The organism is Pseudomonas mendocina, from assembly GCA_037482215.1.
Lineage (GTDB): Bacteria > Pseudomonadota > Gammaproteobacteria > Pseudomonadales > Pseudomonadaceae > Aquipseudomonas > Aquipseudomonas mendocina_E.
The window spans coordinates 1,072,675-1,096,779 of sequence record CP148074.1 but is presented as its reverse complement, the minus strand read 5'-3'; the positions used below and the strand labels follow the sequence as shown (position 1 = coordinate 1,096,779).

14 protein-coding genes, 2 pseudogenes and 1 other annotated feature are annotated in these 24,105 nt (G+C 53.3%); of the genes and pseudogenes, 4 read left to right on the top strand and 12 right to left on the bottom strand.

Annotated features, from left to right (window positions below):
- Nucleotides 1-38: 38 nt before the first annotated feature.
- The 11 genes and pseudogenes from WG219_04935 to WG219_04885 form a co-directional block, all read right to left on the bottom strand.
- The gene (locus WG219_04935) at nucleotides 39-1,052 is read right to left on the bottom strand and encodes a DUF4105 domain-containing protein (protein ID WXL26826.1); all 1,014 of its coding nucleotides are present in this window, start codon (nucleotides 1,050-1,052) and stop codon (nucleotides 39-41) included.
- Nucleotides 1,049-2,911 carry an alpha/beta fold hydrolase gene (locus tag WG219_04930; protein WXL26825.1) on the bottom strand — a complete coding sequence of 621 codons (1,863 nt, stop codon included), beginning with the start codon at nucleotides 2,909-2,911 and terminating at the stop codon, nucleotides 1,049-1,051. The genes WG219_04935 and WG219_04930 overlap by 4 nt, the downstream gene beginning before the upstream one ends.
- 358 nt (nucleotides 2,912-3,269) lie before the next feature.
- The gene (locus WG219_04925) at nucleotides 3,270-4,538 is read right to left on the bottom strand and encodes a TolC family outer membrane protein (protein WXL27939.1); all 1,269 of its coding nucleotides are present in this window, start codon (nucleotides 4,536-4,538) and stop codon (nucleotides 3,270-3,272) included.
- Nucleotides 4,539-4,621: 83 nt separating this feature from the next.
- Nucleotides 4,622-5,878, bottom strand: coding sequence for an HlyD family type I secretion periplasmic adaptor subunit (locus tag WG219_04920; GenBank protein ID WXL27938.1), 1,257 nt, complete (start codon nucleotides 5,876-5,878; stop codon nucleotides 4,622-4,624).
- 79 nt (nucleotides 5,879-5,957) lie between these two features.
- Nucleotides 5,958-7,724 (bottom strand): type I secretion system permease/ATPase, encoded by a 1,767-nt coding sequence (locus WG219_04915; GenBank protein WXL26824.1) that lies wholly within the window; start codon nucleotides 7,722-7,724, stop codon nucleotides 5,958-5,960.
- A gap of 71 nt (nucleotides 7,725-7,795) precedes the next feature.
- Nucleotides 7,796-9,052 (bottom strand): hypothetical protein, encoded by a 1,257-nt coding sequence (locus WG219_04910; protein WXL26823.1) that lies wholly within the window; start codon nucleotides 9,050-9,052, stop codon nucleotides 7,796-7,798.
- Nucleotides 9,053-9,495: 443 nt separating this feature from the next.
- Nucleotides 9,496-10,718 (bottom strand): IS3 family transposase gene (locus WG219_04905; GenBank protein WXL26822.1). Its coding sequence is split into 2 segments (ribosomal slippage): nucleotides 9,496-10,433 and nucleotides 10,433-10,718, totalling 1,224 coding nucleotides; the frame shifts between segments, so codons are not numbered across the junction.
- Nucleotides 10,324-10,440: a sequence feature (AL1L pseudoknot), on the bottom strand. Its footprint overlaps the gene before it by 117 nt.
- A gap of 238 nt (nucleotides 10,719-10,956) precedes the next feature.
- Nucleotides 10,957-11,837, bottom strand: a pseudogene (locus WG219_04900) (IS5 family transposase).
- Between the two features lie 443 nt (nucleotides 11,838-12,280).
- On the bottom strand, nucleotides 12,281-13,483 hold the full coding sequence (pcaF, locus tag WG219_04895; protein WXL26821.1) for a 3-oxoadipyl-CoA thiolase: 1,203 nt from the start codon (nucleotides 13,481-13,483) through the stop codon (nucleotides 12,281-12,283).
- 72 nt (nucleotides 13,484-13,555) lie between these two features.
- A complete protein-coding gene (locus WG219_04890) occupies nucleotides 13,556-14,746 on the bottom strand; it encodes a CaiB/BaiF CoA-transferase family protein (protein WXL26820.1) in 1,191 nt (396 codons plus the stop codon).
- A 23-nt stretch (nucleotides 14,747-14,769) separates the two neighbouring features.
- Nucleotides 14,770-16,500 carry an acyl-CoA dehydrogenase family protein gene (locus WG219_04885; GenBank protein WXL26819.1) on the bottom strand — a complete coding sequence of 577 codons (1,731 nt, stop codon included), beginning with the start codon at nucleotides 16,498-16,500 and terminating at the stop codon, nucleotides 14,770-14,772.
- 113 nt (nucleotides 16,501-16,613) lie between these two features.
- Here WG219_04885 and WG219_04880 point away from each other — a divergent pair, with 113 nt between their 5' ends.
- From WG219_04880 to WG219_04865, 4 genes are all read left to right on the top strand, one after another.
- Entirely contained in the window at nucleotides 16,614-17,516 is a 903-nt protein-coding gene (locus tag WG219_04880) for a LysR substrate-binding domain-containing protein (GenBank protein ID WXL26818.1), read from the top strand.
- 209 nt (nucleotides 17,517-17,725) lie between these two features.
- Nucleotides 17,726-19,126, top strand: coding sequence for an MFS transporter (locus WG219_04875; GenBank protein ID WXL26817.1), 1,401 nt, complete (start codon nucleotides 17,726-17,728; stop codon nucleotides 19,124-19,126).
- A gap of 75 nt (nucleotides 19,127-19,201) precedes the next feature.
- Nucleotides 19,202-21,331 carry a 3-hydroxyacyl-CoA dehydrogenase NAD-binding domain-containing protein gene (locus WG219_04870; GenBank protein ID WXL26816.1) on the top strand — a complete coding sequence of 710 codons (2,130 nt, stop codon included), beginning with the start codon at nucleotides 19,202-19,204 and terminating at the stop codon, nucleotides 21,329-21,331.
- Nucleotides 21,332-21,673: 342 nt separating this feature from the next.
- On the top strand, nucleotides 21,674-22,390 hold the full coding sequence (locus WG219_04865) for a ZirU family protein (GenBank protein ID WXL26815.1): 717 nt from the start codon (nucleotides 21,674-21,676) through the stop codon (nucleotides 22,388-22,390).
- A 580-nt stretch (nucleotides 22,391-22,970) separates the two neighbouring features.
- Here the strand turns inward: WG219_04865 and WG219_04860 are convergent.
- Nucleotides 22,971-24,082, bottom strand: a pseudogene (locus WG219_04860) (IS3 family transposase).
- Nucleotides 24,083-24,105: the final 23 nt, after the last annotated feature.

The following is a 24,105-nucleotide window of genomic DNA, read 5'->3' as shown; positions in this document are numbered from 1 at the left end:
CCGGTTTCTATACCTGCCTTACGTCATTAAGCTCTGCCTCATTGTCCCTCAGTCCATCCGGGTACACCTTGGCGAATCAGGCGAGAGAACTCCGCTGACTGATCAGCCGCCTTAGCCCGGTCTGTGATGCGTCCTGCCTCACGTAACTGCTCCAGTGAAAACCCTGGTTGCAAACCACCCAACTCCTCGACGTACTCGGGCAAGTAACCGGTCAACAAAAGGCGATAGTCGAACTTAAGGCCTTCCACAATGTTCTGCAGCATGTGATAGACGATGGTAGTGCAGTTGGCTGTTACGGTGTTGTAGAAGCGCGGCACCTCAACAAGTTCATTGGCCTTTTCGACATACTGCAGCAGCAGTTCACGCATCGCCTCTACAGGCATATTGAGGCTATACAGATAAACATCCTCGCCCCGAACATTGGTTCGCACACGCACCGCATCACGCTCGTCGGTCGCCACAATGCTTAGTTCAAACTCTTTGAAAAAACCGCCTACCTCCGAGTATTCCTCCCACTTTTCTTTACGAATTTCTACAGAAAACAGTAAATGCTGACCCTCCTCAAACCCGAACGAGACCAGTACATGAGCGATGGCGGGCATCCCCCAGTAGGAAGTGATCAAATCAATTGATTTCAGCTTATCCAGGTCGTAACGGCGACTTTCCCAACGTACGTCATAGTCTTCATCACTACGCCAGTTGAAGTTGCGCACGTTTTCAAGCAGCAATTGATTGCCCTCAACGCGACCATGAGTCATTTGCGCGACATCATCTGCCCATACACGCTGGTTGGACGGTTGCAGGCTGTGCCACCAGATCAGCAACACGCCCATAAGCAGCCCAAAGGCCAACGTCCCCCACAGCAACGGCCGCGCCCACAGCAGCCACAGCACACCAATGCCGCAGGCACTCCACAGACCAATCATTACCCAGCTGGCAAAAGCTGGCAGGGGCAAGCGGTAATTCAGCGCAACGGCGCCCCAAAGCAGAGACAACAGAACGATCAGGCTCAACAGCCCACGTGGTAGGAAATAAGTGAAAACAAGATTCATCGCTCGGCAATCTCCTTCAGGTGTTCATGAAGTATGCGTCGGATTTCAAGAATCGCTTCAGGCGTTTCCTGAACACTGTGCCAAGAAGGGATCACCTTTTCAGATTCCGCCCCGTCCAAATGCGAACTGCTGTAGGGCACAACTCCGTCGTTACTACGCAACAAGGGCACTTCCGGCGTGTAGTTACCGATAATGCTGTGATAGTGGACCTTCGGCGAAATCGGTAAATCGGCCGTGGCGCGGATGAACGGATCAAGGTTGCTGAGGTTGTCGATACTGTTAAACCCACGGTTCAGCGCAACCGGCGATGCGGAGTTAGGGTCAACTAACACCTGCGCAATTTCGGCAAAGCGATCGAGCACTGAAAATGGCAATTTGACCAAGCCCGAGGCCCAGCGTGACACGCGTTTTTCCGCAAAGGGCGTACCCCGATGTGGAGCAGCAGCAAAGATCGCCCGGCTTACTTGAGGCATCGGTTCAAACTGTAGATAGGGGCCAATCTTTGCCTGAGCTTTCTCACTGCGTGTCTTATCAAGAGCGTATTTGGCTAAAAAACCATTCCACATCTGATTCCCCGAAGACGAAACGAGCAAGCGAGAAAGGACGCCCCCCATGCTGTGCCCTATCAGCACCACGTCGTGACTCGCTTTTGCATTTCCGGATGGATCGAAGTGCTCCAGTGTTTTCTGAATCGCACTGCGCACCGCCCGGTTATTGAAGGCAATAGGGTGATTGGTGGGGTAATAGACCTGCCAGATCTGGTAATGGTTGCGTAATTGCTCATCACCGAGTACTTCATTGGCAACATTGATCCAAGCCTCTGGGCTACTGGCGAGGCCATGAAGCATGATGATGATTCGACGGTTAGGGTCATAGGGCTGAAGCATATGCACGTGGGGTGTTTCGAGAACTTCGCCGCGCCCGATTAGAGTCAACAACGACTGCCGGGCAAAGCCGGAACGTGCCAGCCACAGGCCGTAGCCCGAGGTGTAATTTGCAGCCAAGGGGACCGCATGCCCTGCCACTTTAAAATGCGACGTGCGATAGGGGTCGTAACCTGTCAGGATCGCCGTTTTGCTCTTCAGCACAGCGTCCAGAGTTCGGCCGGGGAAACGGATGACAGACGTCAGCGCCGGAAACGGGGTTTCACTCCAGGGCTGCTTGTCGCTGTGGCTGTTGATCACGCGGTCCCGCGTCACTGCTACCAGCTCAGCACCAAGGCCGTCGCGTCGATATTGGTTACGCAAACCGGCAAATGACAAAGCTGAAGCAGGGATCAACTCTTTAGGTAACTGTCGCCCTTCTGCCAGACGCACACCTTTCATGGTGCCGCGGATAGTCCATTCACCCAGCTGAATCCGAAAGCGACCATCCCCAGTTTCACTTTGTGGAGGCCGCCCTTTATACAAAACAAACAATTGAGTCAGCGCTTCCTGGGACGCGAAGTTGTAATAGTCCCGGACTTGGGTTTGTCGATCCTCAAGCGCGCGCTGTTCCGTGGATCGCTCGGTAAAAAACAGGTAGGCAAAGGCATAGCGTGCGCTTTGCAAGTAGGCGTTGATGCGAACCTCAGCCGGCATAGTGCGTCCAGCTTTTAGGCCTTCCAACAGCCATAATTCAGACAGCGCCGCCAGGCGCACTTCATCAACCACGCCGCCGTTCTGATCAAGTGCGGCACGGCATTGGCTCAAGTTTTTCCGGCACTGCTTATCGCTAATACCAACCACCTGCAGGCTAGTACGTGCCGAAGTACTGAGCTCACCGGTGCTGAGCACATCCCCACGACGTTGATTGAGGTAGTCGTCATTTTGGATGGTATTGACCTTCACCCCGGCGCAACCTACCAGGGTCAAGCTCATAAGCATGTACAAATAGATTCGGGCGTTCTTAATGAAAGCGTGAGACACAGTAATTCTCGGAGCTGAGTTAGACACGCTGGCACCCCAAAAGCGCCAGAGCCACAGACAGAAACGCCTGAGCCACATCGAAAGCAAACGAGAATGGTAACGCAAACCAGCGACTTACTTGACGAGCAATCACGCAGCGCGACAACTAGAGCTCGTAGGTGCCAACTGAAACGCAGCAATTACGAGTCACAGTCAGGTTAACGGTATTCATTTAGAGCACTGAATCTAGGACCTAACCTACGAACCCTGCCTGAGCCGTAGACCTGATGATATTTATTGTTAGCCCAACCTGCTGCGGAAATTCGCGACTTTAACCTGACGCCCCAAAACTCATCGCAATCTGCTCCAGACTCTGCTCACTGAGCAGACCTGCATAAAAATGCAGACGCGCCCAAGCAGTCAGGTAGTCGTAACGCGCCTTGGACAATTCGCTCAGTGCGTTGTACAGCGACTGCTCGGCATTCAGTAGATCGAGATTAACCCGCACACCTGCGGCAATACTCTTGCGGGTTGCCGTCACCAGTGTCTTGGCCGACTCAACAGACAACTTATAGGCTTTGATTTTGGCGGCACTGCTGGTGCTCAGGTTGTACATCTTGCGGACTTGGTTGAGCACTTCCTGCACCTTGTCATCCAAGTCGAACCGGGTCTTCTGCATTTGATGCCGAGCCTGGCGCGTCGCAGCCAAGGTTTCGCCACCGGAGAACAGTGGGACATTGACCTGTATGCCAACGCTGTCAGTTTCGTAGCGCTGGTTATAGGTGTTTTCAGACCCTGATTTAGTTGTCCCGGTGCTGGCATACAGGCCCAGTCGGGGAAGGAAGCCCGCACGGTTCTGCTCCAGTTCGAAACCTGCTACATCGATAGAATGGCGCATGGCCGCCAGTTCCGGGTTTTCCGCCATGGCCAGGTCGCGCCAGGCGGTGTAGTTGGCTGGCGTCAACGGAAGCATTTGAAAATCTTCTGCCAGCGGTGTCAGATCGGATATCTCAAGCGGCACTCCAATCAACCGTTCCAGGTCTCGCAGGGCACTGTCCTGACTATCCCGCGCCTCAATTTCTTGAGCCTGAGCCAGATGAAAACGAGCCTGGGTTTCAAGGGTGTCAGTGCGCGTGCCGTTACCCGTCTCAAACTGGCGCTGGTTGAGTTTGAACTGCTCCTGATAGGCACGCATCTGTGCCTGAGCCAACTCAATCTGATCCTTGGCCAACAACGCCCCGGTGTATGCCTCCAGCACACTGACCAGCAGAGCCTGACTCTGACTGCGGAACTGCTCATCTGCCAACAATGCTTGCGCTACGCCTTTGCGATAGCGGCTGTAAGCTTCGTAGTCGAACAATGGTTGTTGCAAACTCAGTGTGGAGGCATAGCTGTCATATTTGCGACTTTCTTTATAGTCCGCTCCGTTTGGATTGGCCTGGGTGACATCTGACCAGCTACGCCCGCGGTTGTAGCTGTATACCAGCCTAGGCAGCAGCGCAGCACGACCCAACGCCCGGTTTTGCTGACCGGCTTTGTGCGCTTCGATGACGCTCTGATAAGCCGGATCGTTTTCCAACGCCAGGTGATAACTGTCCATCAGCCCCAGTGCAAACACGTGCTCGTGCAGCAGCGCAAGCACGCCCCCTAAAGCACTTATCAGCCACTTTCTTGTGCCCATGCTCAGCTCTCCGTCAGCGCAACGTGAGCGCGGTCGAACAGAGGCTTGAACAGGTAGTTGAGCAATGAGCGCTCCCCCGTGCGGATGAAGATTTCCACCGGCATGCCGGGGCGAATCTGCTCACCGTTGAGCTTGCTCATGCCCTGTGCATCCACCTGCGCACGCAAAGCGTAGTAAGGCTGCCGATTCTGCTCATCCACCAGACGGTCAGCACTGACCATGGTCACAGCACCACTAACCCTTGGTGTTTTGCTTTGGTTGAAGGCAGTAAAGAGCATCTCCACTGGCAGCCCGCTGTGCACCTTGTCGATCAGGTTCACTGCCAGTTGCCCTTCAACCTCAAGGCTGTCGCTATTGGGTACGACGTACATCAGCAACTCGCCCGGATTGATTACCCCCCCCTCAGTGAACACCCGCATACCGGCCACATAGCCACTGACCGGTGCACGCACATCCGTCAGCTGCAAAGCGTAACGGGCTGACGCCAGTTGCTCGCGCAGACTGCTGGCATTGACTTGCGCATCAGCCAACTGACCGCTCACTTCCTTGCGGTAATCTTCCTGACGCTGACTGATGCGCATCTGTGCCTCAGCTATGCCCTGCAGCAACTGCCCCATTCGGCCACTGCTCTCAGAGAGCTGCGCATTAACCTGGGCCAGCTGCCGCTCCTGCTCCAGCATCTGGTTACGCGGTAAATACCCCTCCTCCGCCAACTCGCGCGAGCCGCTGAGCTGGCTGTTCAACAACCGCTGCTGCTCGCGCAGGCTGCTTTCAGTCAGACGCAGCCCCTGCAGTTGTGCCCGCATACCGGAGACGTTGGCTTTCAGACCGGCCAGTTCATCCCACAATGAGGCCAGACGACTGCGCAACAGGTGCTGCTGTAACGTCAGAAGCTCTCCCAGAACCACACCTGGCACTTCGTCCTGAAGCCCCTCAGGAATTTCCAGTTGTGAGACACCATCAAACTCGGCCCGCAGCCGGGCTTGAGTAAACCTAGCATTGATGTACTGCTTGGTCAGTGAGTCGACACTGGCCTGCGCTTGAACCGGATCCATGCGGATGAGCGTTTCCCCCGCCTCGACACGCTGCCCGTCATGCACCAGGATGTTTTTTACAACCCCGCCTGTAGGATGCTGAACGGATTTACGCTGCCCAGATATGATCACCGTAGCGGACACCGATACGCCCTGATCCAAAGGCGCCAGGGTAGCCCACAGCAAGGCCCCGCCAAAGCCCAACAGCACCAGCAGCCAGCCCATTCTGGCGTACGCATTTTCGTCACGTTTTACCGGCCGGTTCGCGGCCACGACATCCTTGTCCAAACACCTAACTCCTGTGTTAATGCGGCGCGTTGTTGACCTTCAATGCGCCATAACCTGCCACTCGATAATCAGCTGTAGGCTTGGCAGCGGCAGCTCCCTGTGGATTTTTCAAGGCTTGCAATACCTGATCCCGCTCACCATAGAGATTCAACTGTCCGCCACTGAGCGCCAGCAAACGATCCGCACACACCAGTACTCCAGCACGGTGCGTAATCAGAAGAACCGTACAGCCGTTGCTCTTTAACGCCTGGATTGCGGCGACCAGCGCCTGCTCACCACTCTCGTCGAGGTTGGAGTTAGGCTCGTCCAACACCACGAGTTTTGGCGAGCCGTAAATCGCACGCGCTAGGGCCACTCGCTGGCGCTGCCCTCCAGAAAGCCCAGCGCCGCCCACACCAAGCAAGGTGTCGTAGCCTTCAGGCAAACGCAAAATCAGCTCATGCACTCCGGCCATCTGGGCAGCCCTCACCACCTTTTCAGGGTCAACAGTGCCGAAGCGTGCAATGTTTTCAGCCACAGAACCGGCGAACAGTTCGATGTCCTGCGGCAAGTAGCCCAGATAAGGGCCTAGTTGCTCGCGGTCGTATTGATCGATATCCGCACCATCCAGACGGACCGTGCCACTCCGCGCGGGCCAGATGCCCAGAACAGCCCGAGCGAGGGTCGACTTACCGGAGCCAGACGCACCAATAACCCCTACAACGGAACCTGCGGGAATGGCCAGCGAAAGGCCTCGCAAGGAACGCACATCACTGCCCGGCGCACTGACATCAACTGAATCCAACAGTACTTGTCCCTGTGGCGCAGGCAATGGCATACGCTGCTTGCGCACAGGCGCAATTTCCAGCAACAAAGTCAGACGGCGGTATGCGTTGCGGGCGCCACCCAGCGCCTTCCAGACGCCAATGAGTTGATCGATCGGCCCCAGCGCGCGACCCAGCAAAATGGAACCGGCAATCATCATCCCCGGCGTGATCCGCCCCTCGATCGCCAGCCAAGCCCCCAGCCCCAGCACCAGAGACTGCAACGCCATGCGCAGGTATTTGCTGAGCGTACTGATACGTGCCGAACGCTCACTGGCAATACTCTGCTGATCCAGAAAAGCTTGATGCAGACGCTGCCAACGCGAGCGCATGCTACCGAGCATGCCCATGGCCTCAATGACTTCTGCGTTGCGCAGGTTATTGCTGGCCATCTGATTGGCCTTGATCGATAACTCGCCCGCCATAGCCAACGGCTTGCCGGTGCTCAGTTCGTTAACCCAAGCCAATGCAATCAATGCCAGGGCTCCGACCAGGGCAAACAGTCCTAGCCACGGGTCGAACAGGAAGATCACCAGAATATAAATCGGAAACCAGGGCGCATCGAAAAACGCGAATAAGGACTGGCCGGTAATGAATTGACGCAACGTCGTTAGATCATGCAACGGCTGACTTGCCTCCTGCCCGGCAGCCCTTAGATTTCGTTCAAATGCAGCGGTAAATACGCGCCCATGCAGCTGACGGTCAAAGTGTTCGCTGATGCGAACCATCACAAACGAGCGCACAGCCTCCAATAACCCCATGAAGACAAAAACGCCCAACATCATCAGCGTCAGCATCAACAGGGTCATTTCATTACTTGAGGACAGCACTCGGTCATAGATTTGCAGCATGTACAGCGACGGCACCAGCATCAGCAGGTTGATGACACCGGAAAACGCCGCAACGCTGCGAACAGCGCTGCGACTGACGACCAATGCCTGTTTTATTTCATTGCGCGGAGGGGATTCGGGTTTTCCCATGTTGGCCAACATTTCTCTCAGGTCATGCATGTCACGTGGATAGCACATCCTTGTGCCGAACGCCCTATCCGTCAGGCAGCCAGCGCGTGATCCTGAGCAGGAGCAGCCGCGCCGATCAGCTGCACATCCGCTGCATCTGCCGGTGCCGCCGAATCCTCGGGTCCAAACAAGGCTACGGAAACCACTTTTGCAGCCCCGTCCAGTGCACTTTCAGCGGTTTTACCGGCAATGCCGAGGAGTATGCCGATGTCGTGATCCAGATCAGTGACCACTTCAACCTGACCTTGCGGCCCCACCCCGAGCACATCAACACTGGCCGTAGCTTGTGTGTAGAGTTTGTTATCGAAGTGCAGGTCCAGCTGCGGCAGAGAAACATTCAGATCGCCAATCACTGGGAGCTTGCCAAGGATGTCTCCCAGCACCGGCAGATCAGCAATTGGCTTATCGTTCCAGGTCAACAGATTCACTGTGGAATAGGTGCCGGCCTCCAAAGTGCTCCCAACAGAAGCGACGCCCACGTTGTAGCTCGGGCCAGCGATCCCGTAAAACTTAGCAGTGAAGCCCTCCTTATCAATGGTGCCGACCACTCCAAGCCCCCCCAGATTGAGAGGCGCCAGCGTCGGGACCAGAGCAGTTGTAGCCGGAAACAGCGCCAGTGCAGCCGTTACCAGGGGTGTAATAGGTGTCTCACCGCCAAAGGTAATACCCTGATCGGTGTAAGTAATATTGATGGGTAACTGGCCGATTGAACCCCGGGTATCGGGAATCTCGCCCTGACTGGTATTACCGCCTAAGAGAGAGCCAAGCAGATTCACACCGAGCAAACCATCACTGTTACCTAGGCTCAGGGTCGTGCCCTCGTTAGCGACCTTGTACAGTGTTTGCAACAAACCTAGCGTGTCCGTACTCAATTGCTGAGCGTTGTCGAACGTAGCGCCCGCCCCTTGCCAGGCATCGACCACCAGTTTCTGGAAGTCAGTCAGCTCGATGCGGCCGTTAGCCAAATCACTGGCAATTTCCTGAACATCAGAGGCTACAGTGGTGGCCGTACCAACCGCTGAAGTCACCGTACTCACAGCTCCGCCGACAAGAGACTCAGTTGTATTTACGGCATAGTCGATCACACCTGCGACCGTGTTCTGCACCGTTTCAACCGATGATTTCACCGAGGCGACGGCCTCATTCAACTCCTGCTGACCTGCCTGAACTGTGGCAGTAACTGCGGTTGTCGCAACATCTGCAACAGCAGAAACGGTCGCCTGAGTAACGTCCTGAACACGATCAACGACAAATGCAACCGGGCTTGTTAACGCTTTGAAAATTCCCATTTGATCACTCCTTGAAATTCCATAAATCGCGCGTCCGGCGCCATCCGCCCATGCAGAAAGAGCCGACCACGGACTTCCAGCAGGTTGCAACACATCAGATTACGGAACCTAAGTTCCAAGAAAACTTTTTATTGCGCCTAAACAATAGATATTGATCAGCCAAGCAACTAGATAATGCACAAGCCACTTCAGCATAAGAAACTGATCCGGACAAACGGCTAATGAAATATATATTTATCAATATCAAAAAATAAGAGTTGTATGCATATACGCAACACAGAATAACCTTCACTGCCACCTCGCAATAAACTGAGCAACGAGACGAACATTCACCCGACCAATAATAACAAAACAAAAATAGATAACTTATACGCCCGGAGTCTTGGTGCACGTTTAAGAAATAATGAATCGCCCCGGGTTTCGTGGAGGCCGTTTCGTTTAAGTCAGGCCGCCATGGCCTGACTTGCTTGTTGCTGGTGGAAGTTTGCCTCAGCCTCCGCAGGCGGGATATACCCGATTGAGCTCAACAGCCGCTGGTGGTTGTACCAGTGCACCCATTTCAAGGTCGCCATCTCAACAGCTTCACGACTCTTCCATGACTGCCGGTAAATCAGTTCAGCCTTGTACAGCCCGTTGATAGTCTCGGCCAAGGCGTTGTCGTAGCTGTCGCCCTTGCTGCCAACCGAAGGCTCAATGCCGGCCTCTGCCAGCCGCTCGGTATAGCGGATCGAGACGTACTGACTGCCACGGTCGCTATGGTGAATCAGGCCACCCATACGATGTGGTTGTCGGGCGTACAGCGCTTGCTCCAGGGCATCCAGCACGAAGTCGGTCTTCATGCTGGTACTGACTCGCCAGCCGACGATGCGCCGTGCAAAGACGTCAATCACGAACGCCACGTACAGCCAGCCTTGCCAGGTCGAGACATAGGTGAAATCCGACACCCACAGCTGGTTCGGGCGCTCAGCATGGAACTGGCGTTGGACACGATCCAGCGGACACAGCGACTTGTCGCCGGCCACCGTCGTCCGTACAACCTGGCCACGCCTAATTCCCTGCAACCCAGCTCGCCGCATTAGCCGCTCCACCGTACATCTGGCGACCTTGAGGCCCTCTCGCAGTAACTGCTTCCAAACCTTCACCGCGCCATAGCACTGCATGTTGGTATCCCACACGCGCTGGATCTCCAAGCTCAACGCCTCATCGCGCTGAGCACGGCAACAACGCAGTGCCGGATTGCGCAGTTGGGCCGCATGTCTGCGGTAACCGGACGGGGCGATCTGCAAGACACGGCAGATCGACTCGACCCCGAGACGGTCACGGTACTGATCGACAAAAGCCCTCAGGACTTGGTGCGGCGGTCGAGCTCCGCCTGGGCAAAATACGCACTGGCCAGACGCAGAATTTCATTGGCCTTGCGCAATTCCCGGTTCTCCCGCTCCAACGCCTTGATGCGTTCGCGCTCTTCGGTGGTCGGGCCTGGACGCTGGCCTGCGTCGGTCTGATGGCGGCGAATCCAGCCATGCAACGTTTGCGCTGCACAGCCAATCTTCGGCGCGATGGCTTCAATGGCGGCCCACTCGGAGGGGTAGTCGTTCAGGTGTTCCAGAACCATGCGCACGGCACGTTCACGGACTTCAGGGGAGTAGGTCGTAGTCTTTTTCATGGCCTCATCTTCTCAAGAGTTGAGGCCTCCACGAAACCCGGGGCGATTCATAACGAATCAAGGCTAAGGCATAGACAATACCATATAGCCAAACCAGTATTTATCTATAAATACTATTTTATATAAGTGATTTTCAATGTTGCCTTAAGGATGGTCTGGAGTAGTCCATTTTTCTAGTCAACTACAAACCTCGCAGATTTTGAACGCGGCGAGCATCCCGCAGCGGCCGCTGTCCGCGTTACGGGAGCACCTCTCCTGCACTTGCCAGTAAATGCCGTCGCGCCATCCACAGATTTGATATCGCAAACAACGTCACCAAGCCTCGGATGCGCACCTTGGTATAGCCCAAGGGTGCTCAACCTTGGCGCGCACTTGTGCTTTGCCTTTCTCGGCTTTGAGCTTGGCTTTGCACAAAACACTGCGTTTGCTCAACTTCTTATACGTGCTACGGCGGCTGCAAATTGCCAAACGACGTCCCACCCTTCATGTTCTGGGCGTTTTTCCACGCCGGTGTAACTGGCGTCCGCGCACACGACGTTTTCCTCGCCGTGCAGCAGTCTGTCGACCTAGTAACGTCTGCCACGTTGGCAGCAGTACCCTCCACGCTATGCACCAAGCCCGATTCGTCGTCTACACCGATATGAGCCTTCATACCGAAGTAATACTGGTTGCCCATCTTGGTCTGGTGCATTTCCGGGTCACGTTTGCCGTCCTGATTCTTGGTCGAACTCGGCGCATGGATCAGCGTGGCATCGACGATAGTGCCCTGGCGCAGCGATAGACCACCACCACCCAAGTCGCCGTTGATCACGCCAAGAATCCCAGCAGCCAGTTCGTGTTTTTCAAGGAGGCGACGGAAGTTGTGGATGGTGGTCTCGTACAGCGTTTCTTCCCTCGCACAATCGCTATAGCGAACCAGTTTTGCATCAGATGGATGCATAGCATCGCCATAAGCGGATACGCCGGACGCCCGCCTTCTCCCTTTGAATAGGGTGAGTCAATTAAAGCAACCAAGCCCTTCCTCGGCACCACCTGATCCACCTCGATCAGGAACAACTCCTTACGCGTCAGTTTGCGCTTACCTGCGTATTCGAGGTCGGCGAAAGTCATCTGCTTAATCGGGAAACTCAGTGGATAGAATCCGGATGTTTTGTCAAATTCTGAAACTTTTCTTCAGAGTTTCCCTACCTAGTCGATTAGGGGGCGGAGCTCTTGGGTGGTCTATTACTCTGGCGTTGGCCGTCTGAGTAGTGCTCCCGCGCTCCTACTGCAACTGACTGGCCTGAGACCAGCAGGGTTTCACCTACGATGAGGAGACCGGCTGCCTCGGAGCGGCTATAGCCCCGAGCAAGTGCCAAGCTGGTTTGAGCCCAAGTGCGAAGGTACGTCGTTGCTTGCTCTTCGAACACCTCTGCATAGCGATCATCTGTCTAAAAAATTTCCGGAATTAGTAGATCACTACGGGGTGTGCCGCACATGAGTATGGCATTGGGAGTATTGGTCGAACTTGCCAACAATTGAGGCTCATAATCAACTAGAGGTTGTAGAGTAGTAATCTATCCTTAGATCATCTCAATAATCACTGCAATACCTTGCCCTACACCGATACACATGGTGCATAGTGCGTATTGCTTGCTCTGCCGCTCTAGTTCATACAAAGCTGTTGTAATGAGGCGTGCGCCACTCATGCCCAGCGGGTGTCCCAGGGCGATTGCTCCGCCATTGGGGTTTACCCGTGGGTCGTCATCTTTAAGGCCAAGTTCGCGAAGTACGGCCAGGCTCTGGGCTGCAAATGCTTCATTCAGCTCAATGACATCCATCTGTTCCAGTGTCAGTCCCGCCTGCTTCAGAACCTTGTGTACTGCGGGTACAGGACCGATTCCCATGAGCCGCGGTTCAACCCCCGCTGTTGCGCAGGCTACGATCCGGCCACGTTTTTTCAGGCCGTAGCGTTTGACTGAGTCAGAACTGGCCAGCAGCAGGGCGCAAGCACCATCGTTGACACCGGAGGCGTTGCCCGCTGTCACTGTTCCGCCCTGACGGAACGGAGTAGGCAATCGCTTCAGCTGCTCCAGCGTAGTCGGACGAGGGTGTTCGTCGACCCGCACATCAATGTCAGGCCCTTTGCGTTGGGCTATAACGACCTGAACAATTTCTTCAGCCAGCTTGCCAGTGGCAATTGCCGCAGCGACTTTTTCCTGGCTGCGTAATGCGAAAGCATCCTGATCGGCCCGCGCTACGCCATAGTGTTCAGCTACGTTCTCCGCCGTTTCCGGCATTGAATCAATTCCGTACTGGGCTCGCATCAGGGGATTTACGAATCGCCAGCCGATGGTGGTATCGAAGATTTCCGCTTGCCGCGAAAACGCATGTTCGGCTTTACCCATCACAAATGGGGCTCTGGACATTGACTCCACGCCGCCAGCAATCATTAGCTCTGCTTCTGCGCAGCGTATGGCCCGTGCTGCCATCGCTACCGCATCCATACCGGAACCACACAGACGGTTAACCGTTGTGCCACCAACGCTGATTGGTAAACCGGCCAGCAAACCGGACATTCTCCCGACATTGCGGTTGTCCTCCCCGGCCTGGTTGGCACAGCCATAAATCACATCATCGACAGCATTCCAGTCTAGTGAAGGTTGGCGCTGCATCAGTGCCTTGATTGGCACGGCTCCCAAATCATCGGTGCGGACTTGGCTGAGCGCTCCTGCGTAACGACCGATTGGGGTTCTTACCGCATCAATAATCCATGCATCGTTCATATCGGCCTCGTTCACCCCATTACAATCTCAGCAATGTGGTGCGGTTGTAGCAATAAAAGTCATTAAGTGGGGCTAGGCAGGTTTGATGACACCGGTATCCGTCAGCGTTTTCAGGGCTGATTCGGTGTAGCCGTTGGCCCGCAGAACTTCATAGGTGTGTTCACCCAGCGACGGTGGAAGCGAACGATAAACAGCGGGTGTTCGTGACAGTTTTACCGGCGAGGCAATGCCTCGATAACCGTCCATCTTCAAGAGCATCTTGCGATGTTCTGTGTGGGGATGATCAATCACTGACTTCACACTTGCCACCGCACCGCAGGGAACACCCTTACCGATCAGGCTGCTGGCAAGTTCCTGAGCCTCATGTTTACGCAGATGCAGCTCAAGCTGCGTCTTCAGCTCGGCGCGATTGACTGAGCGCTGGCTGTTGCTGGAAAAGCGCTCATCATGGGGCAGTTCCGGTGCGCCAAGGTGGTCACATAGAATCGCAAACTGACGGTCATTGCCCACTGCCAGATAGATCGGCTCGTTCCCTGTTGCATAGCTGTCATAAGGCGCGATGTTGGGGTGCGCATTGCCCGTCAGCACTGGCTCTTTGCCTGAAGCGAGGTAATTCGGCACATGCGGATGGAGCAGGGAGACACCGCAATCGTAAAGGGTGATGTCGATAAACTGCCCGCGGCCGCTGCGCTGCCTTTCATTCAGGGCCAGCAGAATTCCAGTCACTGCGTTCAGCCCCGTGACCATATCCACAATCGGCAAGCCTACCCGCATCGCTCCGGTGGTTTTGTCGCCATTGACGCTCATAAGACCGGCAATCGCTTGAATTGCCGCGTCGTAACCTGGCAAGCCACCAAGCGGTCCGTCCAGGCCGAAGCCGGAAATCGCACAGTGAATCAGTTTTGGAAAGCGGACACTCAGCACGTCTTCGTAACCAAGCCCCCAGCGCTCTAACGTACCGGGCTTGAAGTTCTCCACCAGTACGTCGGCGTCTGCAAGCAGGTGCAGGAGGATGTCCTTTCCCTGATCCGTGGAGAGATCGATAGAGATACCTTTCTTATTGCGATTCACGCCCCGGAAATAGGCAGCTGTGTCGCCTTCAAAAGGAGGCCCCCAGGCCCGTGTTTCATCACCTGCAGGTGGTTCCAGTTTGATAACTTCCGCACCGTGATCCGCGAGTGCCTGGGTACAGTATGGCCCACCCAGTACGCGGCTCAGATCCAGAACTTTTATGCCTGCAAGGGCGCCTGCCTGATTTGTCATTGTGAGTCCATTCCTTATCCGGTTCAGGCAGGAAGCAACATGAGTGCTTCGCTTAGTGAAATGTTCTGCTCGTTAGCAACTTGAGCAAGGATTGCCAGTTGTTCGGACGTGTACCCAGGCACCAGGGGATCACGGGGGAGTAGCTTGTGTTGCAGAATCAGATGGACCAGTGCAAGGCGGCGGTGGTCGGGTGCCTGCACCGCCTCCCATGCCATGAAGATCGCGGAAGTGATGTTGTAAAGCGCACTGCCAGCCCGTCGAACGTCTTCATTGAACTGGTTTTCGACCATGTACTTCATGCCAGCCACTGCTCGTACAAGAACCGCTTGTAGACGTGCTTGGGTTTCAGCAGGTAAACGGCCTCCGCATTCATCCAACAACCCTTGCAAGTAGTGATTCAGAGGATCTAGTGCGGATTCCCGTGTGTGTGCACGGGCGATATCCAAGGCCACGATGTTGCTGGTGCCTTCCCAGATGGAGCCAAGGTGGGAGTCACGCACTAGGCGGGCATCGCTCCATTCTTCGATGTAGCCCACACCACCGCGCACTTCCATTGCGTCACCGGTGACCTTGCGGGCGTCACGGCAGGCCCTAAATTTGATCATCGGGGTGAGGATGCGAACACATTTTTGTGCCTGTTCATCGCCTTTGTCGGCTTTGGTCAGCAGAGTCGCTATGTGCATAAACATGGAGCGGGCCTGCTCGGTAGGCAGCATCATTTTCAACAGTTGGCGCTGCATCAGCGGCATATCGACCAAGTGCTTACCGAACGCTTTGCGGTTACGGGCGATAAATAGCGCCTCGGTAAGGGCGCGGCGCATCATCCCGGCGGAGCGCACGCCGTTGGAAAGGCGTGACATGTTGATCATGTCGGCCATTTGCTGAAAGCCGCGTCCTTGCTCACCTATCAGGTAGGCTGTTGCACCTTGTAGGCTGATCTCGCCGCTGGCCATTGAGCGGGTTCCCAGCTTGTCTTTCAGGCGCACGATCCGGTAGTCGTTGTGTGTGCCGTCTTCACGGTGCTTGGGCAGCAGGAACAAGCTGACGCCCTTGAGACCGGCTGGTGAGCCCTCCACCCGAGCTAGTACCATCGCTAGGTCGGCATCCGGGTTTGAGCAGAACCACTTATCGCCATACAGCTTCCACTGGCCATCTTCGTTGCGGGCCAGGGTGGTAATGGCGGAAACATCGGAGCCGGCATCCTGTTCGGTCATGAACATGGCGCCCTGAAACAGCTCATCGAAGTCACGACTGGTCAGTGAGGGCAGATAGCGAGCAACCAGCTCTGGATCACCGTACTTGCGCAGGGTGCGGGTCAGCGAGTCAGTCATGCTCACTGGGCAGCACAGGCCAAACTCAGCCTGTACGAACAGATAGGTCAGTGCGTACTTCACCAGCGGAACCGGACCGTTCGGGATATGGCTCATGGAGGACAGGCCCAGCTCTGCGTAGGCCACTTTCTCCAGGGCAATGTAGTCCGGATGTTTAAGAATTGTCTGTATATCCGCGCCAGCCCGGCTGCGATAAGACAGTGCGGGCGGGTTCTTGTCCGCTGACAGGGCGAGCGCATCTAGTTCACTCCCGGCCCTGGCGCCAAGATTGGTCAGAACGGATCGCCATTGGTCCAGTTCATTAGCACTTAGATAGACGGACAAGAGACGTTCGAGAGCCATGTCAGCCTGATATAGGTTAAGACCGTAGCTGTCTGGGATGTTGGAGGGTGTTTCGAGCGAAACGGCGCTTATATCGGTCATTGTGGTGCTCCTGATTGCTCACATGTGACCGGATGCTAGGTTTGCTACCGATAAGCTTCCAATACAATTAAATGGGCTTACGATAAGAAATTCTGATCAAAGGAATGCGGGAAATGGACTTTAAACAGCTTCGTTATTTCATTGCCGTCGCCGAAGAACTGCATTTTGGTCGCGCTGCCGCACGACTTTTCATCTCGCAACCTGCTTTGAGTTTCGACATCAAGAAGCTGGAAGAGCAGCTGGGTGTGCAGCTCCTGATCCGCAACAACAAATCGGTCAAGCTGACCAGTGCTGGCGAAACCCTGCTGAGCGAAAGTCGTACATTGCTGGTTCAGCTTGAGCAGGTAAAGCGCCTGACCCTGAGATCTTCACAGGGACTCAGTGGCAGGCTGCGTATCGGTTTTGTGAACTCGATGCTGCACCGTGGGCTCCCAGAGGCCATTGCGTGTTTCCAGCAAGAGAACCCAGGCATAGAGGTGGTGCTGGTAGAGATGAACACCGCTGAGCAGGCCCATGCTTTGCAACGGGGGCAGATTGACCTGGGGCTGGTTCACTGGGGGAGGATCTCACCGGGCATTGCTTCGGAGTTGCTGATGACGGACCCGTTCATTGCTTGCCTGCCGGAAAGTCACCCGCTGGCAGGGAGCTGCCGTCTGACACTTTCAGAGTTGAACAACGATGGTTTCATCATGTTCCCCCGTGCGTCATCTCCGCATTATCACGATCTGATCGTAGCGCTTTGTGTCAGTTCAGGGTTCAGTCCGATCATTCGTCATGAGGCCCGTCTTTGGCAGACGATTATCACCATGGTGGGGCTGGGCATGGGAGTGGCCCTGGTGCCGCAGACACTCGCTGATGCTTGGCCTGCAGATGTCCGCTATGTGGAAATTGAGCGCCCTGATGTCAGATCCGAGACGCATGCGATCTATATGGATGGCGCAGCCTCGCAAGCCGCGAAGGACTTTCTGGGCACCTTACGGCAATGCCTGCCTGGTGAGTCGAAAGTTACAGACTGATCTGAAATATTTATGGTCGTTTATATGATTGTTCACGCTGTATCAATTGATTAAAGAGTATTTCTAACAGGATGGGTATTTGCTTATTGAACGATAAAATTTAAAGATTATTTATTTCTAAAACTCCTATCTAGACTCGTTCAACCCTGATGCTGTGCAGTGTTTTAAATGCACGGTCGTGCTAATGAAAACAATAACGAGTCTAGCGTATGAACAGAGCAGCGGAATCTGATTACAAAATACAATCAGCTAAAGCACGAAAGGCTGGTATTGCCTCATTCATCGGTACCACCATCGAGTGGTATGACTTTTATATATATGGTTTTGCAGCTGCATTGGTTTTTGGGAAGATATTTTTCCCTTCAGATCTAGACCCTGGTGTAGCAACTCTTCTGGCATTTTTAACGCTCTGGTCGGGCTTTATCGCCCGGCCTCTGGGGGGGCTTATTTTCGGTCACCTCGGTGACAAAATCGGGCGTAAAACCACACTGGTGATTACCCTGGTCATGATGGGGGTTGCGACAACCGGTATTGGCCTGCTGCCGGCCTACGACTCAATCGGCTACTGGGCGCCGGTTCTTCTGGTATTTCTACGGATAATCCAAGGAGTCGCCGTAGGCGGCGAATGGGGCGGGGCGGTTTTAATTGCCAGCGAGCAGGCGCCTAAAGGTAAAGGTATTCTCTATTCGGCGTTTGCTCAGCAGGGGTCACCAACGGGCAATTTGTTGGCCACACTGGTTTTCTTTGCATTGAGTTCAATCCCCACACCGGAGTTTGTAAGTTGGGGGTGGCGAGTTCCATTTTTACTGTCTGCTGCTCTGGTTATTGTCGGCATGGTTATCCGTTTGAGACTGGAAGAAACGGATGACATGAAAAAGCTGATCAAGGAAAAAAAGACAGTAAAAATGCCGGTCATCGAAGTGCTTCGCGATCACTGGAGACTTGTATTGATCGGGGCTTTGGTACTGCCCGTAATTCATGTTACTTATTTCAAGACAACGTTCGCAGTATCGTGGGCTACAAAAGCGCTTGGATATTCGCAGGATACTTTTTTAAGCATCATCATTATTGCGCTTATTGTTCAGTTTATTTCACAGCCGATCGGTGCCTGGCTGACATCTAAAATAGACATGCGCAAAGCCGTTCTGATCATGCTTATCCCTGAGCTGGTCTTTATGCCGCTCATGTTTTTTAGCATTGAAACCAAAATCTACTGGATTGCCGCTCTCGGCATGGCCTTGGCAACTATCCCTCATGCCATGTTCTACGGCGCTGTTGGCGGCATTCTTGCCCGTGCATTCCCTACCCGGATTCGCTACACAGGCCTGTCACTTGCCTACCAGCTCTGTTCGCTGCTGATTGGTGGCGGCACACCGGTGTTGGCGCAGTGGATTCTTAATTCAACCGGTGAAATTTTCTGGGTGGCAATAACTGCGGGTAGCTACGCAGTTGTTTCATTGGTTTGCACTTTGCTGCTGTTGCAGAAAACCGGGCACCGGGCCAGTGAGTTGTCCACAGCTGAGCAGGCTGATGCGCACGATATCACCGGTGGTACTGCGGTTGAATCTGCTGAGAGTCCCACGCCTGCAAGCAGTCCTCGCCTGGCCTGAGCGGCCTGATCAAAAGGGTGTTGGTGCTTCACCGACACCCGCTTCCTGTAAAAACACGGTACACCGGTGATTAAAATGAGCGTTCACGATCACGCAGCTGCTTCTGCATATTCTCCTGCCCGCGTTGACGTTACTCTGGATGGCGCTATCGCTGTTCTGGAGATTGTTAATCCTCCCGTTAATGCCCTTAGTGCGGTCGTTAAGCAAGGGATAGCGGATGCGCTGGATACAGTTGAGCGCAATACTGCTGTTGAGGCCATCATCCTGCACGGTGCGGGCAAACACTTTTGCGGTGGGGCCGATATTCGCGAGTTTGGGCAGGTTGTAGGGCCCAACCTGAGCGAACTCTGTAATCGTCTGGAGAACAGCAGAAAACCGGTGATTGCAGCCATCAAAGGATCTTGCTTGGGAGGAGGGCTTGAACTGGCTTTAGCCTCCCATTTCAGGGTTGCCACTGCCTCGGCCAAACTGGGGCTGCCAGAGGTCAACCTGGGCTTACTGCCCGGAGCAGGCGGAACCCAGCGTTTGCCACGCTTGGTCGGTGCAGGCGTTGCACTGGAGTTGATGCTGAGTGGACGTCCTGTCACGGCAGATCAGCCATTGGCGTCCGGTCTTGTGGATAAGGTTTGCAGTAACGAGGAGCTTCTCCAGTCAGCACTTATATATGCGCAGCAACTCGTCAGTAGCGGACAGCCGGTGCGTAAAACGCGCGATGCCCAGGCATTGGCTGATGCTGCAACGGCCCGCGTTGAGATTGAACAGGTCAGGCAGACCAAACTGAAAAACAAGGGGCTTTTTTCCCCGGAGAAAATTGTTGAAGCCGTTCAGGCAGCGCTGGATTTGCCTTTCGATGAAGGTTTGAAAACAGAGCGTGAATTGTTCAATAAATGCATTGAGAGTCCTCAGCGCTCCGCATTAGTTCATGCGTTTTTAGCAGAGAAAGCTTCTAGCAAAGTTCCTGAGGCCAGCCAGGCGAGCCCAGCGGCGCTGAAAAAAATTGCAGTCATAGGTGCTGGTACGATGGGGGTTGGTATCAGCGTCGCGCTTCTGGATGCCGGGTATGACGTGCTGTTGATGGAGCGTGGACAGACTTTCCTTGAGCGAGGTAGAAATGCCATCGCCAATACGTATCAAAAACTACAGGATCGCCAGCGCATCAGCGGGTCAGAAAAGGACATACGCCTGTCCCGACTAAGCTGCCACATAGATTTCGCCGTGCTTGCTGATACCGACATGGTCATCGAGGCCGTCTTTGAGGACATGGCGGTAAAGAAAGCGCTGCTTGCCCAACTTGATCAGTTCTGTCGGGCGGACACTATTCTCGTCACCAATACGTCCTATCTGGACATTAACGAGATGTCTCAGGGGCTTTCCAACCCTGGGCGCGTAATTGGCATTCACTTTTTCTCGCCGGCCAACATCATGAAGCTGGTTGAGGTGGTCGTGCCGGAGAATGCTAACAGCCGAACCGTAGCGACGGCATTTAGCCTAGCTAAATCCCTGAAGAAAACCCCCGTGCGTGCAGGGATGTGTGATGGTTTTATCGGCAACCGTATGCTGGCGGTGTACCGCGAGGCTGCTGAGTTGATGATGCTGGATGGCGCCAGCCCCTATCAGATCGACGAGGCCATCCGTGAATTCGGTTTCCCAATGGGGCCGTTTCAGGTGGTTGATCTTGCCGGAGGGGACATCAGTTGGGCTACGCGTAAGCGTAAGGCGCCATTACGAGATCCGCGACTGCGTTATGTCAGTGTGGCCGACAAACTGTGTGAGCAGGGCTGGTTTGGTCAAAAGACCGGAATGGGTTACTACGTGTATGAGAAAGGTGCCAAGGCAGGGCGAGTTAACCCAGAGCTAGATGGAATACTCAGAGAGGTGCGCGCTGAAGCTGGCATTCTGCCTAAAGCATTTAGTAACCGAGAAATTATTGAGCGCTACCTCGCGGCCATGATTAATGAGGGTGCTAATGTTGTGCAAGAGGGTATTGCTCTGCGGCCATCGGATGTGGACGTGACTTTGCTCAATGGCTATGGATTCCCTCGTTATAAAGGTGGGCCAATGTGGTATGCCGACAGAGAGGGAGTGGATCAAATATTGGCTGGCATTTCGCAGTACGCAACAACAGATCCCCTATTCTGGCGACCGTCGCCTCTGTTGATTGAGTTGGTTAGCAATCAAGGCTTCTTCTCAAACCTAAATTGGTGATTGCCAAGGGTTCTCTAGTGAGTACACAAGTTTCACTGAGCTGCTGGTGATTTTTGGTTATTAGCTTCAAGTTAAGCGGGGTCAAAAAATTTATTTAAACAAATCAGCATGTGAGCACTGCGACGATTTTATTATTTTCAGAATTTCCTTACATTGCGATCGGAAAAAACCTCTACGGAATCATTCTTCGACCTATCAAAATGACCAAGATTTCATTGAGGTCGCCGATAAATTTATTTGGCTGTCTTGACGAACTCATTTTTTAAATAGGGTGATTTGTCTGCAGCCGATTAGGCTGATTGTTCAGATCAGGATATATAAATGATTCTGAGGATGGATAACATGAAATTTTTTACATTTAAAAATTACCGTAAGCTAATTACTCTAGCTGCCGGAATGTCTTTTACTGCTTGCGCATTGGCTGAGATTACTTCTAGTCCGACCTCCACAGTTAAGGGTGCAGCACCAGTTGTTACCAACCCAGCTATCATCAGCTTTATTGATAGTGACAGCAATGGCATCGTAAATACAGGCGATGCACTGCATATTAGCTGGAACCTCTCAACCGATGTAAGCGACACTGATGGCGACGAGGTGGTTGAGGCTACATATCAATGGTTTGCAGGTTCCACTCCAATCGGCACTGGTACTGAGTTGATAATAAACTCCGAACACTTGGGAAAAAGTATTACTGTTAAGGCTGTAGCTAAAACTGATCCCAGCACAACAGACCCCTACCAGTCGCTGGAGACACTGGCCGTATTGGACGGATCAGTACCAGGAGCAGGTCAAGGTGGTACTGAGATTCCTGTGACTGCTGAGGGTGCTCCACTGAGTGTGGTTATTGACGGGCTTGTTGATGGTGCACCGAAAGTTGGTCAGGCTTTGTCGGCAAGCGTTATCTGTGAGGGCGCTTGTACCGGCTTGACTTACCAATGGCAGATAGAGTCGGCAATTGGAAGTGGTTCATTCATAAACATTTCCGGGGCTTCTAATCAGTCTTATACCCCAGTTAAAGGGGATCAAAAACGCCAGATACAGGTGTTAGTAGATCAATAAAATTTAATCATTATTATTTATCCTTTCCGGTAATCACGACTTTGGTTACCGGTTTTACTGGATGAAATTTATTCATGGGCCTGATATTTTCATCTATCAACTTCAGAATTATTCATATTGAAACCAATATATTTTAAATAGCTCACCGATGTGAGCAGCGTCATTACCGGACTATTTACCCATTAAAATTGAATGATATTTGATTTTGGCATATATAAAATTTTGCAGATATTATTTTATCTGTGACGGAGCAGATTAGACACATACTATTTGATGAAATAAATAAGTTCGGTTTTAGTTTTTTGAGGTAGAGTTATGACCTGGCGTGAATTTATTTTAACTACCTGCGCTTGGATACTGGCCTTTATGACAGGTTGGATGAGTTACTTTGATAATTTTGAATTTAATTCGCGCATGGATGTTAACACTGCAAATACACATATACCAAACAATAAATAGATAAATAATCGATACCGCATTATATAAATTACCTTGAAAGGGCCAATCTTTAATTTTGCATGCCTTTCAAGCTATTTCTATTTTAATATATTTCTTTTAAGTATAAACCCCACCAAATTTCTTAGGAACTTTCCAGACTCTGTAAATGTTTCCTCTCAAACTCTACCTGTGACAGCTGGTTGTTGAAACCGTGTAAGCATTATGGGCTGTAAAACATCCCGATGTACTCGAACACATCAGCGCGTGCGCCCTACCTAGTGCTATAGATTGTTCGCCTGATCCGTTCACGCTTCAGCAACTGGAAAAAGCTTTCCGCTACTGCATTGTAATGGCAGTTGCCGCGCCGACTCAGGCTGCCAAGCAAGTTGATGGCTTTCAGGAAGCCTTGCCAATCGCTGCATCTGAACTGGCTCCCCTGATCTGAGTAAATCATCACCTCCTGCTTTGGCTTACGACACCGAGCTGCCATCAGCAGCCTATCAATTGTCATGTCGCTGGTTATCTGCGGTTTCACTGACCAAACGATTACCTGCCACGAGAAAAGAATGAGCACCATCTCCAAATACAGCAAGCACTCATAGGTGCGGATGTAGGTAATGTCCGTTACCCAGACCTTATTAGGTTGGATGACATTGAATCGGCGCTCCAGATGATTCGGTGAAGCGCTGGCGGCTTACCACCATAGTAGCCTGGCCGACGACAATACCAAGTCAGTGATCACAGCCCTTCCACGCGCATTCGTCAAGCAACACGATGTTTGCCGCATGCTTCTCCCTGCTCACGCAGATCGTCGTGGATTTTGCGGGAGCCGTTCACACCGCTGCTCTCTAGCCACCCTGCTTGATCAGTCCAAGCAGGCACTGATTATCCTTGGCTCGTACCGATTTCGGTTCTGCCAACCACGCGCCGTAACCGAGGGTATGTACTTCCAGCATCAGGCACAGGCGGCGAACCGAATAGTCAGCGGATAGCTAGTTGAACCTACAGCCGCCTTTTTAGGATGTCTCGCTCTCCGGTCACGCGCTTAAGTTCGGCAAGACGACGCAGCTCAGCTTGTTAATCGTCCTTTTGTGCACGCTGCTATTGGGGAATGCTGTAGCGTTTAACCTAGGCATACAGGCTATGAGCTGACATGCCCAAACAAGCAGCTACTTCCGCCACTGACAGGCCTCATTCGGTCAACTGTTTGACTGCTTCGATTTTGAACTCTTCGGGATAACGCGGGTTGGTCATGGCTTCTCCTAATGAGCCGCATT

What these genes read in the sequence shown, in the direction of transcription:
- WG219_04875 (WXL26817.1), top strand. Translation starts at nt 17,726, where the DNA reads ATGAACAGAGCAGCGGAATCTGATTACAAAATACAATCAGCTAAAGCA.
- WG219_04885 (WXL26819.1), bottom strand. Translation starts at nt 16,500, where the DNA reads ATGACCGATATAAGCGCCGTTTCGCTCGAAACACCCTCCAACATCCCA.
- WG219_04925 (WXL27939.1), bottom strand. Translation starts at nt 4,538, where the DNA reads ATGGACAGTTATCACCTGGCGTTGGAAAACGATCCGGCTTATCAGAGC.
- WG219_04910 (WXL26823.1), bottom strand. Translation starts at nt 9,052, where the DNA reads ATGGGAATTTTCAAAGCGTTAACAAGCCCGGTTGCATTTGTCGTTGAT.
- WG219_04930 (WXL26825.1), bottom strand. Translation starts at nt 2,911, where the DNA reads ATGAGCTTGACCCTGGTAGGTTGCGCCGGGGTGAAGGTCAATACCATC.
- WG219_04915 (WXL26824.1), bottom strand. Translation starts at nt 7,724, where the DNA reads ATGGGAAAACCCGAATCCCCTCCGCGCAATGAAATAAAACAGGCATTG.
- WG219_04880 (WXL26818.1), top strand. Translation starts at nt 16,614, where the DNA reads ATGGACTTTAAACAGCTTCGTTATTTCATTGCCGTCGCCGAAGAACTG.
- WG219_04935 (WXL26826.1), bottom strand. Translation starts at nt 1,052, where the DNA reads ATGAATCTTGTTTTCACTTATTTCCTACCACGTGGGCTGTTGAGCCTG.
- pcaF (WXL26821.1), bottom strand. Translation starts at nt 13,483, where the DNA reads ATGAACGATGCATGGATTATTGATGCGGTAAGAACCCCAATCGGTCGT.
- WG219_04870 (WXL26816.1), top strand. Translation starts at nt 19,202, where the DNA reads ATGAGCGTTCACGATCACGCAGCTGCTTCTGCATATTCTCCTGCCCGC.
- WG219_04890 (WXL26820.1), bottom strand. Translation starts at nt 14,746, where the DNA reads ATGACAAATCAGGCAGGCGCCCTTGCAGGCATAAAAGTTCTGGATCTG.
- WG219_04865 (WXL26815.1), top strand. Translation starts at nt 21,674, where the DNA reads ATGAAATTTTTTACATTTAAAAATTACCGTAAGCTAATTACTCTAGCT.
- WG219_04920 (WXL27938.1), bottom strand. Translation starts at nt 5,878, where the DNA reads ATGGGCTGGCTGCTGGTGCTGTTGGGCTTTGGCGGGGCCTTGCTGTGG.